This window comes from Idiomarina abyssalis, assembly GCF_019797805.1.
GTDB lineage: Bacteria > Pseudomonadota > Gammaproteobacteria > Enterobacterales > Alteromonadaceae > Idiomarina > Idiomarina abyssalis.
The window spans coordinates 494,464-510,819 of sequence record NZ_CP081832.1; the positions used below are offsets into that span (position 1 = coordinate 494,464).

Consider the following 16,356-nt stretch of genomic DNA (forward strand, 5'->3'; position numbering starts at 1 on the left):
ATCTTTAGTTGAGAATCAGGATCATATCGTTTTATCATACAAAAACAATAACAACGGAAACACCCATATGCCCTGGAGCGACCTCCTAGCCGAAGAAAAGCAAAAGCCGTATTTTCAAGAACTGTGGCAGCGCGTTGAACAGGCGCGTCAGCAAAGCGTGGTGTACCCACCAAAAGAAGACGTGTTCAACGCACTGAAGCTGACCGAGCCCGAGAGCATTAAAGTGGTTATTTTAGGGCAGGACCCCTACCACGGCCCAGGGCAGGCACACGGTTTAAGCTTTTCGGTGCCCGAAGGCGTTAAGTTTCCGCCTTCACTGCGCAATATGTTCAAAGCCATAGCTATGGACTACCCCGACACTGTACTGCCAAAACACGGCGATTTAACCAGCTGGGCAGAGCAGGGTGTGCTGCTGCTCAATACCGTACTGACCGTAGAGCAGGGCAAAGCGCACAGTCACGCCAGCTGGGGCTGGGAAACCTTTACCGATACCGTTATTAGCAAAGTGTCTGACGCCACCGAGCATGTGGTGTTTTTACTGTGGGGCTCGCACGCTCAAAAGAAAATACCGCTAATAGACGGCAACAAGCATTGCATACTCACAGCACCACACCCGTCGCCTTTGTCAGCGCACCGCGGCTTTTTCGACGCCAAGCATTTTCGTAAAGCTAACGAGTATTTGCAGCAGCATGGTCGACAGCCAATTAAGTGGGCGTGACCACATTTCCGTATCGCGCTTTTATTTTCGTTGCTAACGCCGCACGCGCATCGGGCTCCCCATGAATCAACCGTATACGTTTAACAGGCTCTTCGGTGGCGTCAATAAAGTCCAGCAGCTCCTGCTGGTCGGCGTGAGCGGAATAACCGCCTAAGGTGTAAATACCCGCTTTAATCCAAATTCGCTGATGGTCTAATTCCACATAGCCGCCTTTAGGGCCGTAAGTCTGAATGTCACGCCCCGGAGTACCCGCTGCCTGATACCCCACAAAAAGCGCATCGGTGCGCGGGTCGGGCAGTAAGGCTTTTAAATAGTTGAGCATACGCCCGCCGGTACACATACCGCTGGCAGCAATGACAATGCAGGGGTCACCGCTGCTTTGCAGGTAATTCACAATGCGCTCGTGTTCGCTGTGCTCATCCACCGTTAGCAGACGGTCAAAATTAAGTGGGTGGCGGTTTTCATCCAGGCGTTTGTGGGCGTCCTCGTCCCATAAATCCTTCATGGCGCGGTACTGCTTAGTAAACTGCGCTGCCAGAGGGGAATCGAGAATTACCGTCATTTTATGCCAGACAGGATTTTTCGTGCCGGTTTTCGCTTCTTCTTCACGCGCCTGGTGGATAATATCTTCCAGCTCATATAAAAGCTCCTGCGTACGGCCAATGCTAAATGCAGGAATTAAAATGGTGCCTTTATTTTCTATACAACGCTCAACTACCGACTTAAGCCGCTGCGCACGGTCAGCGCGCGACTCATGGTTTTTGTCGCCGTAGGTGCTTTCCAGTAACAGAAAGTCTGCACGCTCTAGTGGCGTAGGGTCGGGCAGCAGTGGGGTGTTTTTACAACCTAAGTCACCAGAGAAAACCACGCGGTAGTGGGTACTCACATTTTCAATTTCAACATAAGAAGAACCGAGAATGTGGCCGGCCTGACGAAACCGCAGTTTAAAAGGCTCATCAGCAAACTCGGCGGGTAGCTCAAGCCATTGGTCATAAGCAACCGGGTTTAGCTGGCGCCGCAGCCGGGCAATAACCGCGTCGATAATTTCAGCGTTACGGGTTAAACCTACCTTTAATGCGTCCTCAATAACCAGCGGTAGTAAAAGAGCAGTAGCTTTGGTGCAATAAATGGGGCCGTTAAAACCCGCAATAAGCAGCCAGGGTATGCGACCAACGTGGTCAATGTGGCAGTGGGTTACGACCAATGCCTGCACCTTGCTTATATCAAAGTCTATTTCCTGAGTGCTGGCGTCGGCACCCGAACCCGAGGTTTCAGCGCCCTGAAATAATCCGCAGTCAATAAGTAGTGAGTGGTCATTGTCTAACAAAAGCTCGTGGCACGAGCCGGTAACCCCTTCAAATGCTCCGTGATGAATGACGTCCATGTTTTTGGTTCTCTGTTCGGTTAATGCAACAAAATGAGATTACACAAACCTTATGAAAACCGCTATAGGACAAAAGGGTGAAAAAGGAAAGGAACCAACCGCTCAAAATATCGTCAAAACTTTGCAATAAAGCCTTTGTAGGGCAAGGGCTGCATGCTGTCAGATAATAATATGTGAAAATGTGTTCGCCGCTGCTTCTACCCTTGTTATCGTTTTCAATCTTACTTTCGATATTGTAACTATCGAGATCCAAATTTGATCGATTAACCGCCTGTCAAGCAGTGTTTTAGAAGGAGTTTAGTTGCTATACTGGACGACTACAGCTTAGTTAACCAGAAATGAGGAGCTTAATATGGAAAGAAAAGAATTTGAGAAAATCATCGCCGAGCAGTTTGGGGAAATATATCGTAGTCAGCGAGATGGCGAACAACCCCCTGAACTCAAAGAAGACACTGTTCTTTTAGAAACAGGTATAGACTCTCTAGGGTTTGCGATACTTGTAACGAGACTTGAAGAAGAACTAGATTGCGATCCTTTTAGCGAATCTGAAGAGGCGTATTACCCTCAAACTTTTGGTGAATTTGTAGATTTTTATACAAAATTTTGTCGCGCATGAAACTAATAGAGCATTTACTTAAAGTTAATGGTGAACAGCCTGCTATTTATTCATCTTCAGGTGAAATTAAGTATCAAGAGATAATAGATGAAGCCAGAAAGTATTCCGAGAGACTTTCTGGAAAGAGAGTAGCTTTGCATTGTTCAAACATTATCGATTCTGTCACTTTTATGGTGGCAGTTGATAGTTTTGGGTCATCGTTAGTTTTACTTCAACCTGAAGAAGAGCTCAGTGTAACGGCTAATCTAATAGAAGAATCTGAAGTAGATTTTGTTATTTCAGACAGCGTTAATAAATTGCAGGAGTTGGTTACTGTACCAGTATTCCCGAGTTTAAGTCATGCGGTAGAAACGACGCCGCCTTTTCTCGGTAAAGCGGTTGAAGAGGATGCTCGTTGGGTAGTAAGCACCTCTGGTACAACCGGAAAACCAAAGCTTGTAGAACATTCTTTATATAGCTTAACAAGAACATCTAAAAACGATAAGAGCAAAGGATGTAAGCATATTTGGGGGCTATTATATGGCTTTACTCGATTTGCGGGCCTTCAGGTTGTTCTTCAAAGCCTACTTAGTGGCTCAACGTTAATAGCTCCAAATACTCAATCTTCCTTGAGCTGTAAGCTCAATATGTTGTCGGAATATAATTGCACTCACTTAAGTGCAACGCCGACGATGTGGAGAAAGATTTTAATGGAGCCATCGAGTAAGAACCTTAACTTAACACAGATTACCTTAGGCGGAGAGATATCCGATGGTAAAGTGTTAACAGGATTAAAACAAACTTACCCGAATGCTTACGTAACCCATATATATGCTTCTACTGAAGCCGGGGTCGGTTTTTCAGTAAAAGATGGAGAGCCAGGTTTTCCTGCTTCTTATCTAACAGCTCCGCCAAATGGCATCGAGATAAAAATTATCGATGGCCGACTGTGGATAAAGAATCAGTATGTTAGCAGTGAATATATGGGGAAAGGCGGTTGCGTTTCAAAAGATGGGTGGGTAGATACCGGTGATAATGTTGAGTTAACGAGTGATAGAGTTTTTTTCTTGGGGCGTGGGAATGGAGTGATAAACGTGGGGGGAAACAAGGTTCACCCTGAAACAGTGGAAACTGCATTGCTATCTCACAGTCTGGTTAGTGAAGCGAGAGTCTATGCGAAGAAGAACCCTATTATGGGAGCGTTGGTAATTGCAGATATCGTTTTAAGCGATAAAGACGTTATAAATAAGTCGGTTACTGAAGATATTAAAAAGTTTTTAGAGAATAAACTCGAACCCTTTATGATTCCTGCGATAGTAAAAGTTGTTGATAAGCTGAGCGTTAATTCAGCAGGAAAGCTTGCGAGGAAGTAATAATAATGATGAAAAATATTTTAATTACTGGTGCTGGCCGAGGACTTGGTCTAGCAATTGCTAATAGATTATCTAAGGAAGATTACCGACTAATTTGCCTAAGCCGGACTTTGTCAGAGGAGCTTCAAAGCTTGATTGATTCAAGTGGAGATGATGTCGTTTTTCAACAATACGATTTACAGGACTTGGATGGTATACCCTCGCTGGTGAGCTCCATAACGAAAAAGTATGGGCCTTTATACGGAATTATTAATAATGCGGGTATTGGATTAGACGGTTTGTTAGCGACACAGCATGCAACAGATATCTCAAAAGTTCTAAGAGTAAACCTCGAAGCTCCAATACTATTAACCAAGTATGCCTGCCGTTCTATGCTTACTCGTATGGAAGGTAGAGTTATTAATGTATCGTCTATAATTGCGTCAACAGGGTTTAATGGGCTTTCTGTATATGCGGCAAGTAAAGCAGGATTAGAAGGGTTTACTCGTTCACTATCTAGAGAATTAGGAAGAGCCAATATAACAGTTAATTGTATAGCTCCAGGTTATATGGAAACGGAGATGACAAAGGGGCTGGAGGGTAAAAAGCTTGAGTCAGTAAAACGAAGAGCTCCGTTAGGCTTACCGTCACCTGATGATGTCACCGGTGCTGTTGCTTACCTATTATCAGCTGATAGCTCAAAAATGACAGGCTCTATTATGACGATAGATGGTGGGAGTACGGCTTAATGGGTCGAACTAACATTAGATTAGCAACCGATAAAGATGAATCCGAAGTAATAGCCTTTATTGATGCGTACTGGAAGAAAAATCATATTTTTGTGAGAGAGCCAGAAGTGTTTTCTTGGCAGTATAGAAATAACGATGGTCGATGGAATATTATTATTGCGGAAAGCCAAGACGGAAATGAAGAGAAATCTATAGTTGGGATTTTGGGCTTCATTCCAATGGGTCATTATGACAAAAATTTAGGTGATGATTGTATATTCCTGGCTGTCTGGAAAGTAAGAGATGATATTTGTCCTCCGGGAGTTGGTTTGCAAATGCTTAAGCATATCAAAAAAACTTTCTCCCCCTCTTTTATTGGTGCAATTGGTATTTCTGATATGGTTAAACCAATATATAGAGCGCTTGGTTACACAACAGGTAGGCTAGATCAGCTCGCTTTTTTTAATCCTTCTTTCTCAGAGAACTATAAGATTGCTACGGTTCCGGATAATATTCTCTGTTCAACCGAAACTCTTAGTGATGCAGTGAACTTCTCCAGAATAGATGAGGAAGATATAGACCTTATTAAAAAGGTTGACGATATTGCACTGGAAAGCTCTCCAAAAAAATCTTTTAATTATATAAAAAACCGCTATTTAAAACACCCTTGGTATAATTATAAAGTAAAAGTAGTTATTTTTAATAATTCTCGTACAGCAATTATCGTATGGCGAGAGGTGGAGCTCGGTAATAGAAAAGCACTTAGAGTTGTAGATATTATTGGAGAGCGAGAGTGGCTGGAACATTCAGGTTCAGCTTTTTTAGAGGAAACTAAAGCTGCAGAAGCTGAATATATAGAGATTATGGCGTCAGGGATAAATTTGGATGCATTGAAGAGTGCTGGATTTATTTCTGCCGAAGATTACGAAGGGCTAATAATTCCTAACTATTTTTCTCCTTATGTTAATGAAAACATTGAGATTTCTTATGCTTACAAACTCTTTCAATCTTCGGGTAGTTGTTCAGCCTTTTTCAGGGCAGATAGCGATCAAGACCGACCTAATTGAATGATGAGGAAGAAGTAGATGGAAAAAGTTACAGTGGTGATGTATCACTACGTAAGAAATATTTTAACTTCGAGATATCCAAGTATAAAAGGTCTTGAGTATGAAGACTTTTTAGGGCAGTTGAAATATATTAAAAAGCACTATACGCCTATTACGATTGAACAACTCTCGGATAGTTTTAAACATGGAACCGACCTACCCAAGAACCCGGTGTTACTAACGTTCGATGACGCTTATATTGACCATTTTAAGTATGTATACCCAACTCTCAAGAAGTTTGGAATGCAAGGCTCATTTTATGCGCCAGTTAAAGCAGTGACTGAGGGGAGTGTCTTAGATGTTAATAAAATCCATTTTATACTTGCTTCATGTACTAACATAAAAGACTTACTAACAGATTTTAATCGAGAATATGATCTGTTGAAAAGTCGTTTTGATGTTGATAGTTACGAAGCTCTGTACGAAAAAATAGCAGTCTCAAATCGATTTGACAGCGGAGATATTATTTTTTTTAAAAGAGCACTTCAAGTTGCTTTACCTGAGTCCATGAGAAGTCAGATTACGAGTAAGCTTTTTGAAAAACATGTTGGTATGAGTGAAGAAGCTTTCAGTGAAGAGCTGTACATGGACAAACGCCATTTACAACACCTGGTAAATGATGGCATGCATGTTGGAAGTCATGGGTACGATCATTATTGGTGGAATAAGTTATCGGGAGAGCAGCTGGATAATGAATTAGATAAATCTATCCACTTTCTTGATTCTTTAGGAGCCACAAAAAATGTGCTTTCTGCATGTTATCCTTATGGTTCATGGAGCGACTCAGTCGTCAATAAGCTAGTGGATAAAGGCTTCGATCTTGGCTTTACAACGGAAGTAAATTTAGCGCATCCCTCAACTTCACATAAACTAATTATTCCTAGATTGGATACTAATGATCTTCCTAAAAGTGAGTTTGACGAGAAAAACTCATGGCATCCAGATTCTCTTTGAATTCAGAGGGAGTTAACTGAACTTCCTTACTTTAGTTTTAGAAGTCGAAGAGTCATTATAGAAAGTAAGTTACAGTCCCTTTCGCGGAACCAATCGCTCAAAATATCGTCAAAAAGTTGCAACAAAGCCTTTGTAGGGAAAGGGCTGCATGCGGTATCATACGCGCTTGATCTAAATTTAGTAACGCGCAAAACACAAAAATAACAGCACCATCGGTCTGTGGGAGCCGCACCCTATGGGCGGTAGCGTGCCCAACCGTTGTAACCAGGGTTAAAACGAATGAAAATTGCAGTAGCAGGTACAGGATACGTAGGTTTATCAAATGCGGTTCTCTTTGCACAACATAATCAGGTTACCGCAGTCGACATAGACGAAGAAAAAGTAGAAAAAATAAATAAAAAACAATCACCTATAGTCGACAAAGAAATTCAGTGTTTTTTACAGGAAAAGCCCCTGAACCTTAGCGCCACCACCGACGCGCACGCAGCATACAAAAATGCCGACTTTGTGGTTATTGCCACCCCCACCGACTACGACCCGCAAACCAATTACTTCAACACCAAAACCGTTGAAAGCGTTATAAGCCAGGTAATAGAAGCTAACCCAAATGCCGTTATGGTTATTAAATCGACCATTCCGGTGGGGTATACGCAGTCGCTAAAAGAAAAGTTCGGCACCAATAACATTCTGTTTTCGCCAGAGTTCCTGCGCGAAGGCAAAGCCTTGTACGACAACCTGCACCCGTCGCGCATTATTGTTGGAGAACGTTCAGAGCGCGCTGAAACTTTCGCAAACCTGCTAAAGCAGGGCGCCGAAAAGCAAAACATAGACACCCTGTTTACCGACAGCACCGAAGCCGAAGCCATTAAGCTGTTTGCCAATACCTATTTAGCCATGCGTGTTGCCTACTTTAACGAGCTGGACACCTACGCAGAAGTGCACGGTTTAGACACCAAACAAATTATTGAAGGCGTGTGCTTAGACCCGCGCATAGGTTCACATTACAACAACCCCAGCTTTGGTTACGGCGGCTATTGTCTGCCAAAAGACACCAAGCAGCTTCTTGCCAACTACGACGACGTACCACAAACCATGATTAAATCTATTGTGGACGCCAACCGTACCCGTAAAGACTTTATTGCCGACCAAATTATTGCCAAACAGCCCAGCGTAGTGGGCGTGTACCGTCTGGTGATGAAGTCGGGCTCAGACAACTTTCGGGCGTCGGCCATTCAGGGCATTATGAAGCGCATTAAAGCCAAAGGCATAGAAGTGGTAGTGTACGAACCAGAGTTAAAAGACGAGCGCTTCTATAACTCGCGGGTTATAAATAACCTGACAGAATTTAAAACCTTGTCGGAAATCATACTCAGTAACCGGCTGGCAGATGACTTAAAAGACGTGCAAGCTAAGGTGTATACGCGCGATCTGTTTAATAACGATTAAGTTCGTACCGAACAAGCCTAATAAGAAGAAGCTATGACTCAAGATAATAATACCCAGCAAAATCCAGCGCCATATGGGCGAGGACAGTACCCACAGAATTATTATGTACCACCTCACTCGCAAGAGGATGAAATAGACTTACGCGAGTTGTTTGGCATTATATGGGAGGGAAAGTGGTGGATTATTGCCATTACTTTTGTATTTGCAGTGGCGTCGGTTATTTATTCATTAAGCTTGCCGAATATTTATAAAGCACAAGCGACCTTAGCACCTACGGAAGAAGCCCAAGGGCAAGGTTTTGGCGAAGAAATGAGTGGCTTGGCTAGTTTGGCTGGTATTAGCGTGGGTAAGCAGCAAGTCGATAAAGTGACGATGGCAATGGAAATATTGCAGTCACGCCAGTTTATTAAAAACTTTGTACAAAGACATAATATTTTGCCTGAAGTTATGGCCGTTAAAGAATGGCACCAACCCAGTGGTGAGTTAGTTTTTAATGAAAACGTTTATAATCCTAAGACAAAGGAATGGGTGCGTGACGTTCAACCGCCGAAAAGACCGGAACCAAGTAGCTGGGAGTATGTAAAAGTTTTCCAGGATAGTATTTTATCATTAGAAAAAGACTCAGAAACCCCGGGTTTGATAAATCTATCAATTAGTCATCAATCTCCTGTTATTGCGCACCGGTGGGTTGAGTGGCTTATAGAAGATATAAATAATCATATGCGGCAGCGCGATATAAAGGAAGCTCAAAACAGTATGGAATACTTGCGGGACGAGTTGGGAGCAACCAACTTAAGTAGTATGCAACAGGTTTTCTACCAGCTTATTGAAAAGCAAATACAAACTGTTATGTTGGCGAATGTGCGGCCTGAATATATTTTTCAGGTACTTGATCCAGCCGTGGTTCCTGAACAAAAAGATGCTCCTTCTCGTGCCGTGATCTGTATGATAGGTACGTTCTTAGGCGGTTTTTTATCTTTACTAGTCGTTTTTATTCGTCACTTAACAAGATTAAAAACTAAATAATGGGGCTAACCCAGTTAGTCAAATTCGGCAAGTCAAGCTCACTCATAAGAGGGGCTGGCATCTATTTGTTTGCTAGCGTACTAAACGCTTCGATACCATTTTTACTACTTCCTGTATTAACCCGTTATCTTGAGCCTGCTGAGTATGGCGAAATAGCGGTATTTCAAGTTTGGGTATCATTGATAGGAGCAGTTTGCGGATTAAGTGTTCATGGTGCTGCAAATAGAAAGTATTTCGATTATGAAAATCCGGATAAAGAAATTGGCGAGTTTATAGGAGCCTGCGTTCTTCTACTAATTGTTAGCACAGTAGCCTTGGCAATTGTAGTTTATCCACTTAGTAGTATTATTATCGAAATCTTAGGTATAAAAGAAATTTGGCTGTGGCTGGCTATTCCTGTCGCGTTTAGTAACTTCTTAATCCAGTTACGCTTAGGGCAGTGGCAAGTAAGAAAAAAAGCGGCATTCTACGGTAGTTTTCAAATATCAAGAAGCTTGTTAGATATGTTGCTATCGTTAGTGTTAGTGGTCGTTTTCACTTTAGGCGTTACAGGTCGTCTATCCGGTACTATTACTGCTGCGTTGATTTTCGGTAGTATAGCTTTGATTTCATTACGTTCGTCCGATATTTTCAGGCTAAACTGGCGCCCAGACTTAATGCGCGAAGCTCTCAAATTTGGTGTTCCCCTTATTCCTCATATTCTTGGTGCTTTTTTTCTGCTAACCGCCGATCGAGCAATTATAAGTTCTAAACTTGGATTAAGTGAAGCTGGTATCTATATGGTTGCAGCTCAGTTGGCAATGGCAATGAGTATTATGCTGGAAGCCGTTAATAAAGCGTTTAGTCCTTGGTTGTTTGAACGGTTAAAACGGAATGATGAGTCTGAGAAACGTCAGGTTGTTAAATTCAGCTATGGATATTCTGCTTTCCTACTATTTATAGCTTTTATCGCCTTAATTGTGGGCGACGACATTCTCAGATTGATTGCAGGGGATAAGTTTAGTGCAGCTGGAAAAATTGTTGGGTGGCTCTTTATAGCTCAAGCCTTTCGCGGTATTTACTTTCTTTTTACAAATTATATTTTTTTTGCAAAGAGGACAGGGTCGATTGCGAAAATTACAATTTTTTTCGGTATCCTGCACGTAGGAATTCTCTATGTATTTATCGACTACTTTGGTGTGGTGGGAGCAGCCTACGCATTGTGTATAAGTATGTTTCTCCAAATGTTAGGAACGTGGTACACCGCAAATAAATTAATAGCTATGCCTTGGATGCTCAAGTGATTATTAAAGCTTTGAAGTTTATTTTAAAAATTAAGAAAAAGATAAAAACTAAATACTGGACGTTCCGGGTTAGAAGAAGCGCCGCTTCTTCCGGGAGAGGATTAAAAGTTAACGGCTCCTCAAGTGTTACCAGAACAACCATTCTTGGGAATAACGTAAATTTTAATGGAATGAAAATTGGTGGTGGTGGAAAAGTTAGTATTGGTGATAACTTCCACTCCGGTCCAGAGTGTTTGATGATTTCACAAAATCATAATTTTAATACTGGAGAGGCAATTCCCTACGATTCAACTTACATATTTAAAGACATTATTATAAAAGATAACGTCTGGCTTGGGAGTAGAGTAATTGTACTTGGTGGCGTTACGGTTGGGGAAGGAGCCATTATTCAAGCAGGAAGTTGTGTCGTAAGTGATATTCCAGATTACGCTGTTGCTGGTGGGCACCCTGCTAAAGTGTTTAGTTATCGAGATATTGACCACTATAAAAAGTTAAAAGCTGCCGAGAAGTTCCATTAACAGGTTTTATTTATGCAAAATACTTTAAGTTTAATTGGGCGTACAGATCCTCTATTTATCAGTGATATCTTAATTAATGAAGATAAAATAGGTGAATTAGTTCAATCTTCATCCTTTTTGGTTATTGGTGCGGCTGGTTCAATTGGTCAAGCAGTTACCAAGGAAATATTTAAAAGAAACCCCAAAAAACTCCATGCAGTTGACATTAGTGAGAATAATTTGGTTGAGCTTGTCAGAGACTTGAGAAGCTCTATTGGTTATATAGAGGGTGACTTTCAAACATTTGCCTTAGATATTGGCTCTCTGGAATATACCGCTTTTATAAAAAAAGACGGGCAGTATGACTACGTACTAAACCTTTCCGCGCTAAAGCATGTGAGAAGTGAAAAAGATCCTTATACGCTTATGAGGATGATAGAAACCAATATTTTTAATACGGTTAAGACACTAGAGCAATCAAAAGAAGCCGGAGCGCGAAAGTACTTTTGTGTCTCTACCGACAAAGCTGCAAATCCTGTCAATATGATGGGGGCTTCAAAACGTATTATGGAAATGTTTCTTATGCAGGGTAGTGAATCTATTGAAATATCCACTGCTCGTTTCGCAAACGTTGCATTTTCAGATGGTTCTCTATTGCATGGTTTTGACCAGCGTATTCAAAAACGACAGCCAATTGTCGCGCCAAACGACATCAAACGGTACTTTGTCACACCTCAGGAGTCTGGCGAGCTGTGCTTAATGTCCTGCTTATTTGGTGAGAACCGAGACATTTTCTTCCCCAAACTGAGTGAAGCCCTGCACTTAATTACCTTTTCTGAGATTGCCGAAAAGTATTTAATAAGCCGCGGTTATGAACCCTATGAGTGCAGTTCAGAAGACGAAGCCAGAGAGCTTATCAAGACTTTGCCTGAGCAAGGAAAATGGCCTTGCCTTTTCACATCCAGCGATACCACTGGTGAAAAAGACTTCGAAGAGTTTTTCACCGACAACGAAGTGTTGGATATGGAACGATTCAGTAACATCGGTGTGATTAAAAACGATGCTGTTTATGATGAAAAGCTGCTAGAACATTTTGCCGGTAAAATTCATGAGTTACGACGCGCGAAATCCTGGAGCAAAGAAGACATCGTTAAATTATTCCACCAGATGATTCCAGCTTTTGGTCATAAAGAGACTGGCAAGTATCTTGATAGTAAAATGTAATTTGAGAGCAACATGTCGAACCATTTAAGTGAGTTTATTCGTTCTCTGTATAAAACGAAGGAATTTATTCCTTTGCACGCACCAACCTTTGGTGAGCAGGAAAAGTTAAATGTGCTGGATACGATTGAAACAACCTTTGTATCGAGCGTCGGTAAATATGTTGATCAATTTGAACATGAAATAGAACGTTTCACTGGTACAAAAAAAGCGATAGCGACGGTGAATGGAACAGCAGCATTGCATACTGCTCTTTATATGGCTGGCGTAGCGCGCAATGATTTAGTCATTACCCAGGCATTAACCTTTGTTGCCACCTGCAATGCTATTCATCATATGGGCGCCGAGGCTGTATTCGTGGATGTTTCGCGTGAAACTCTAGGGCTATGTCCGGTGGCGTTGGAGGCCTTTCTGGATGACAACGCCAGGCTTGAAGGCGAAAGCTGTGTGCATAAAAAGTCTGGGAAAGCCATTAAGGCAGCGGTGCCCATGCATACCTTTGGACACCCGGCACATTTAAATGAAATACAGCGTATCTGTAAAAAGTGGCATATCACTCTGGTCGAAGATGCGGCCGAGAGCCTGGGTTCATATTATCAAGACAAACATACGGGCACTATCGGCGAGTTCGCCGCATTAAGCTTTAATGGTAATAAAGTGATTACCACCGGCGGTGGCGGTATGGTGCTTTGTGCAGACGAATCTAATGGAAAGAGAACTAAGCATATTACAACAACGGCCAAGGTTGCTCACCCATACGAGTTTTATCACGATGAACCGGGCTTTAATTACCGTATGCCGAATTTAAATGCTGCGCTAGGCTGTGCTCAAATGCAAAGGCTGCCCGCGTTTTTAGAGCAAAAGCGGGAGCTGGCTAATCAGTATCGGGCCTTTTTTAAAGGATCAGACTATGAATTTATTGATGAACCTGGTCATGGGCGCTCGAACTTCTGGCTCAATGCAATATTGTGTGAGGATAAATCGGCACGCAATGCACTGCTTGAGGGACAAAACGGATCAGGCATTATGTGCCGTCCTATCTGGCAGTTAATGCATAGGTTACCGATGTTTAGTCAGTGCTTACGAGGTAGTTTATCGGTTTCCGAAGACATTGAATCTCGCCTGGTAAATCTTCCGAGTTCTCCGGTTTAAGGCTAATGTGATGAGAGCAAAAAAGGTTGCGGTGTTTACAGGCACAAGAGCTGAGTACGGGCTTCTGTATTGGCTTTTAAAAGACATTCAACATGCTGATGATTTAACGCTTCAGTTATTGGTATCAGGGTCGCATTTGTCACCGGAATTTGGTCACACCATCGATCAGATAACAGCCGACGGCTTTGACATTGCCGAAAAAGTGGAAATGTTGCTGTCTTCCGATTCAGCCGTTGGCACGGTAAAAAGCCTGGGGCTGGGCATTATTGGCTATGCCGACGCGCTTGCCAGGCTGCAGCCTGATATGTTGGTACTATTGGGTGACCGCTACGAAGCCTTGGGTGTTGCCCAGGCTGCTATGCTAATGCGCATTCCGGTGTTGCATATTCATGGCGGGGAGATCACCGAAGGGGCTTATGATGACGCCATACGTCATGCCATCACGAAGTTAAGTCTGTTGCATGCAACTTCAACAGACGCTTATCGCCAACGGGTTATTCAATTAGGAGAATCACCTGAGCGGGTAGTGAATGTCGGCGCTATCGGACTTGATCATATTAAGCGATCTAAATTAATGTCGCGTTACGAGCTGTCAAATTCTTTAGGGTTTTCGCTCAAGGATGACTTTGCTGTTATGACCTATCATCCTGTCACTTTAGCGAACGAGCCGGCAGAAGAAACGTTCGTTAACATTACTCAGGCTCTGGACGCGCACCCTGATTTACAAGTCATTATGACCTATCCGAATGCCGACGAAGGCGGGCGGAAAATCATTCCACTGATAGAAGCTTACGCGGCAAAAAATAAAGGCCGGGTTTTAGCCGTTTCATCGTTAGGCCAGAAGCGCTATTTAAGTGCGATCAAACAGGCTGCAGTTGTTATCGGCAACTCATCCAGCGGTATTATTGAGGTACCGTCGTTTCAGGTGCCGACCGTGAATATTGGTGACCGTCAATTAGGACGGCTGGCCGCCGACAGCGTGATCCATTGCGCGGCGACCAAAGACAGTATTCAAAACGCCTTAGCCGAAGCGCTGAAACAAGTTAAGTCAGGCGCTCTGAGTTCGGTGGTGAACCCGTACGGCAAAGGTAACGCCTGTGAAGAAATCCTCAGTCTTATCCGTCGTGCAGAATTAACCGGCGTTAAAACGTTTCATGATTTAGATCCAGAACGGGGGCAATAATAATGACCTTAATCATTGCTGAAGCCGGTGTGAACCATAATGGCGACGCAAAGCTGGCCCGGGATTTAGTCGCGGCTGCCCATAAAGCGGGAGCCGATATTGTTAAATTTCAAACCTTCAAAGCCAAAAATCTGGTGACGGAAAAAGCCACGCAGGCAAACTACCAGAAAAAAAACATGGGCAAAGAAGAAAGTCAGTTAGCTATGCTACAGCGTCTAGAGTTAAGCCATGAACTCCATTATGAGCTGGTTGACTACTGCAAAGAGCTCGGTATTGAATTCCTTTCAACCGCGTTTGATGATGAAAGTCTTGATTTTCTGGTCAATGACTTAGGTTTGAATCGACTAAAACTGCCGTCTGGTGAAATCACTAACGCACCTTTGGCGTTAAAACATGCTCAGACAGGCTGCAATTTAATTGTATCCACCGGTATGGCAACAATGGCCGAAATTGAGTCGATCCTGGGGGTTATTGCTTACGGGTACTTAAACCCTAACGCAAAAGCAGCAACTCGTGCTGATTTTGAAGCTGCATACGCTTCAGACCTGGGCCAGTCAGTTTTACGTGAAAAAGTAACAGTACTGCACTGTACGACAGAATACCCGGCACCGATGGAAGAAATTAATTTAAACGCGATGAATACCATCGCCAATACGTTCCGGTTACAAATTGGTTATTCTGATCACAGTCGAGGCATTACCATTCCGATTGCTGCCGTTGCTAAAGGCGCAACGATTATTGAAAAACACTTTACTCTGGACCGAAATCTGGAAGGGCCTGATCATAAAGCTTCATTAGAACCTGATGAGCTCGCCAACATGGTCACTGCTATTCGAAACGTGGAAAGGGCGCTAGGGGATGGTGTTAAACGGCCGACGGTATCAGAAGTTCAAAATAAAAGCATTGCCCGAAAAAGTTTGGTAGTGGTTCAGCCGATAAAAGAAGGCCAGGTTATTAAAGCAGAAGACATTGCTGTGAAGCGTCCCGGCGGAGGCCGCTCTCCCTATGATTATTGGCAAGTTATAGGCCAGAAATGTAATCATGATTATCAACCAGGGGATACTCTGATTGACTAAGCCATATTTAATACTGGGTGGTGGTGGCCATGCCAGAGTAATCATTGGTATTTTAGTGACCCATAACACTCCCATACAGGCGGTTGTGGCTCCTGAGCTAGGACGAACGCAAGAGTTTAAGGGACTGAAGCATCTTCGAAAAGATGACGAGGTAAGGCACTATAACGTTAACGAGGTAACTTTGGTTAACGCATTAGGGTCTTTGCCTGGCCAATATAACTTGCGAGAAGAGTTATTTAAACGCTTTAAAAAAGCGGGCTATCAATTTTTAACGGTTGTTTCGGAAACAGCAATAATATCTCAGTATGCGGTGCTGGAAGAAGGCGTTCAAGTATTGCCAGGCGCGGTTTTAAACGCCTGTAATGTTGGCGAGAACTCAATAGTTAATACGGGAGCTATAGTCGAGCACGATGTAACTATTGGAAAACATTGCCATATTGCTCCAGGAGCAACGATTTGTGGCAATGTAACACTTGGCAATAATGTGCACATCGGAGCAGGAGCAACGGTCATTCAGGGAGTTGATATTGGCGATAGTGCCGTTGTTGGAGCTGGCTCCGTTGTTTCAAAAAATCTTTCTGCAAGAGACATGCACTACCCAGCAAAATCATTTACTAAGAAGGGAAGTCAGTAAC

The 16,356-nt window shown here is 42.9% G+C and carries 16 protein-coding genes; 15 read left to right on the forward strand and 1 reads right to left on the reverse strand.

Going from position 1 to position 16,356, the window contains the following annotated elements:
- Window positions 1-67 precede the first annotated feature (67 nt).
- The gene (ung, locus tag K5X84_RS02440; RefSeq protein ID WP_222236515.1) at window positions 68-718 is read left to right on the forward strand and encodes a uracil-DNA glycosylase; all 651 of its coding nucleotides are present in this window, start codon (window positions 68-70) and stop codon (window positions 716-718) included.
- Here ung and K5X84_RS02445 read toward each other — a convergent pair.
- Window positions 705-2,102 (reverse strand): MBL fold metallo-hydrolase RNA specificity domain-containing protein, encoded by a 1,398-nt coding sequence (locus tag K5X84_RS02445; protein ID WP_222236516.1) that lies wholly within the window; start codon window positions 2,100-2,102, stop codon window positions 705-707. The genes ung and K5X84_RS02445 overlap by 14 nt on opposite strands.
- Window positions 2,103-2,454: 352 nt before the next feature.
- On the opposite strand from K5X84_RS02445, the gene K5X84_RS02450 reads away from it, so the two are divergent.
- The 14 genes from K5X84_RS02450 (at window position 2,455) to K5X84_RS02515 (ending at window position 16,355) form a co-directional block, all read left to right on the forward strand.
- Window positions 2,455-2,718 (forward strand): phosphopantetheine-binding protein, encoded by a 264-nt coding sequence (locus tag K5X84_RS02450; RefSeq protein ID WP_222236518.1) that lies wholly within the window; start codon window positions 2,455-2,457, stop codon window positions 2,716-2,718.
- Window positions 2,715-4,070: a class I adenylate-forming enzyme family protein gene (locus K5X84_RS02455; protein WP_222236520.1), complete on the forward strand. Its 1,356-nt coding sequence runs from the start codon at window positions 2,715-2,717 to the stop codon at window positions 4,068-4,070. Before K5X84_RS02450 ends, K5X84_RS02455 begins: the two co-directional genes overlap by 4 nt.
- 5 nt (window positions 4,071-4,075) lie before the next feature.
- Window positions 4,076-4,798: an SDR family NAD(P)-dependent oxidoreductase gene (locus K5X84_RS02460; RefSeq protein WP_222236521.1), complete on the forward strand. Its 723-nt coding sequence runs from the start codon at window positions 4,076-4,078 to the stop codon at window positions 4,796-4,798.
- Window positions 4,798-5,844 (forward strand): hypothetical protein, encoded by a 1,047-nt coding sequence (locus K5X84_RS02465; RefSeq protein ID WP_222236523.1) that lies wholly within the window; start codon window positions 4,798-4,800, stop codon window positions 5,842-5,844. Before K5X84_RS02460 ends, K5X84_RS02465 begins: the two co-directional genes overlap by 1 nt.
- An 18-nt stretch (window positions 5,845-5,862) precedes the next feature.
- Window positions 5,863-6,837 carry a polysaccharide deacetylase family protein gene (locus tag K5X84_RS02470; RefSeq protein ID WP_222236524.1) on the forward strand — a complete coding sequence of 325 codons (975 nt, stop codon included), beginning with the start codon at window positions 5,863-5,865 and terminating at the stop codon, window positions 6,835-6,837.
- 279 nt (window positions 6,838-7,116) lie between these two features.
- Window positions 7,117-8,283: a nucleotide sugar dehydrogenase gene (locus tag K5X84_RS02475; RefSeq protein ID WP_222236525.1), complete on the forward strand. Its 1,167-nt coding sequence runs from the start codon at window positions 7,117-7,119 to the stop codon at window positions 8,281-8,283.
- 33 nt (window positions 8,284-8,316) lie between these two features.
- Window positions 8,317-9,309: a Wzz/FepE/Etk N-terminal domain-containing protein gene (locus K5X84_RS02480; RefSeq protein ID WP_222236526.1), complete on the forward strand. Its 993-nt coding sequence runs from the start codon at window positions 8,317-8,319 to the stop codon at window positions 9,307-9,309.
- A gap of 65 nt (window positions 9,310-9,374) precedes the next feature.
- The gene (locus K5X84_RS02485; protein ID WP_222236527.1) at window positions 9,375-10,592 is read left to right on the forward strand and encodes a lipopolysaccharide biosynthesis protein; all 1,218 of its coding nucleotides are present in this window, start codon (window positions 9,375-9,377) and stop codon (window positions 10,590-10,592) included.
- On the forward strand, window positions 10,589-11,110 hold the full coding sequence (locus K5X84_RS02490) for an acyltransferase (protein WP_244994811.1): 522 nt from the start codon (window positions 10,589-10,591) through the stop codon (window positions 11,108-11,110). The genes K5X84_RS02485 and K5X84_RS02490 overlap by 4 nt, the downstream gene beginning before the upstream one ends.
- 12 nt (window positions 11,111-11,122) lie before the next feature.
- A complete protein-coding gene (locus tag K5X84_RS02495; RefSeq protein ID WP_222236529.1) occupies window positions 11,123-12,313 on the forward strand; it encodes a UDP-N-acetylglucosamine 4,6-dehydratase in 1,191 nt (396 codons plus the stop codon).
- Window positions 12,314-12,325: 12 nt separating this feature from the next.
- Entirely contained in the window at window positions 12,326-13,462 is a 1,137-nt protein-coding gene (locus K5X84_RS02500; RefSeq protein WP_222236530.1) for a LegC family aminotransferase, read from the forward strand.
- A gap of 10 nt (window positions 13,463-13,472) precedes the next feature.
- Window positions 13,473-14,645 (forward strand): UDP-N-acetylglucosamine 2-epimerase, encoded by a 1,173-nt coding sequence (neuC, locus tag K5X84_RS02505; protein ID WP_222236532.1) that lies wholly within the window; start codon window positions 13,473-13,475, stop codon window positions 14,643-14,645.
- 2 nt (window positions 14,646-14,647) lie between these two features.
- A complete protein-coding gene (gene neuB / locus K5X84_RS02510) occupies window positions 14,648-15,721 on the forward strand; it encodes an N-acetylneuraminate synthase (RefSeq protein ID WP_272877063.1) in 1,074 nt (357 codons plus the stop codon).
- Window positions 15,714-16,355 carry an acetyltransferase gene (locus K5X84_RS02515; protein WP_222236533.1) on the forward strand — a complete coding sequence of 214 codons (642 nt, stop codon included), beginning with the start codon at window positions 15,714-15,716 and terminating at the stop codon, window positions 16,353-16,355. The genes neuB and K5X84_RS02515 overlap by 8 nt, the downstream gene beginning before the upstream one ends.
- Window position 16,356 lies beyond the last annotated feature (1 nt).

Bases quoted from the DNA above. Each gene is read 5' to 3' on its own strand.
- ung (WP_222236515.1), top strand. From the start codon at position 68: ATGCCCTGGAGCGACCTCCTAGCCGAAGAAAAGCAAAAGCCGTATTTT.
- K5X84_RS02445 (WP_222236516.1), bottom strand. From the start codon at position 2,102: ATGGACGTCATTCATCACGGAGCATTTGAAGGGGTTACCGGCTCGTGC.
- K5X84_RS02450 (WP_222236518.1), top strand. From the start codon at position 2,455: ATGGAAAGAAAAGAATTTGAGAAAATCATCGCCGAGCAGTTTGGGGAA.
- K5X84_RS02455 (WP_222236520.1), top strand. From the start codon at position 2,715: ATGAAACTAATAGAGCATTTACTTAAAGTTAATGGTGAACAGCCTGCT.
- K5X84_RS02460 (WP_222236521.1), top strand. From the start codon at position 4,076: ATGATGAAAAATATTTTAATTACTGGTGCTGGCCGAGGACTTGGTCTA.
- K5X84_RS02465 (WP_222236523.1), top strand. From the start codon at position 4,798: ATGGGTCGAACTAACATTAGATTAGCAACCGATAAAGATGAATCCGAA.
- K5X84_RS02470 (WP_222236524.1), top strand. From the start codon at position 5,863: ATGGAAAAAGTTACAGTGGTGATGTATCACTACGTAAGAAATATTTTA.
- K5X84_RS02475 (WP_222236525.1), top strand. From the start codon at position 7,117: ATGAAAATTGCAGTAGCAGGTACAGGATACGTAGGTTTATCAAATGCG.
- K5X84_RS02480 (WP_222236526.1), top strand. From the start codon at position 8,317: ATGACTCAAGATAATAATACCCAGCAAAATCCAGCGCCATATGGGCGA.
- K5X84_RS02495 (WP_222236529.1), top strand. From the start codon at position 11,123: ATGCAAAATACTTTAAGTTTAATTGGGCGTACAGATCCTCTATTTATC.
- K5X84_RS02500 (WP_222236530.1), top strand. From the start codon at position 12,326: ATGTCGAACCATTTAAGTGAGTTTATTCGTTCTCTGTATAAAACGAAG.
- neuC (WP_222236532.1), top strand. From the start codon at position 13,473: ATGAGAGCAAAAAAGGTTGCGGTGTTTACAGGCACAAGAGCTGAGTAC.
- neuB (WP_272877063.1), top strand. From the start codon at position 14,648: ATGACCTTAATCATTGCTGAAGCCGGTGTGAACCATAATGGCGACGCA.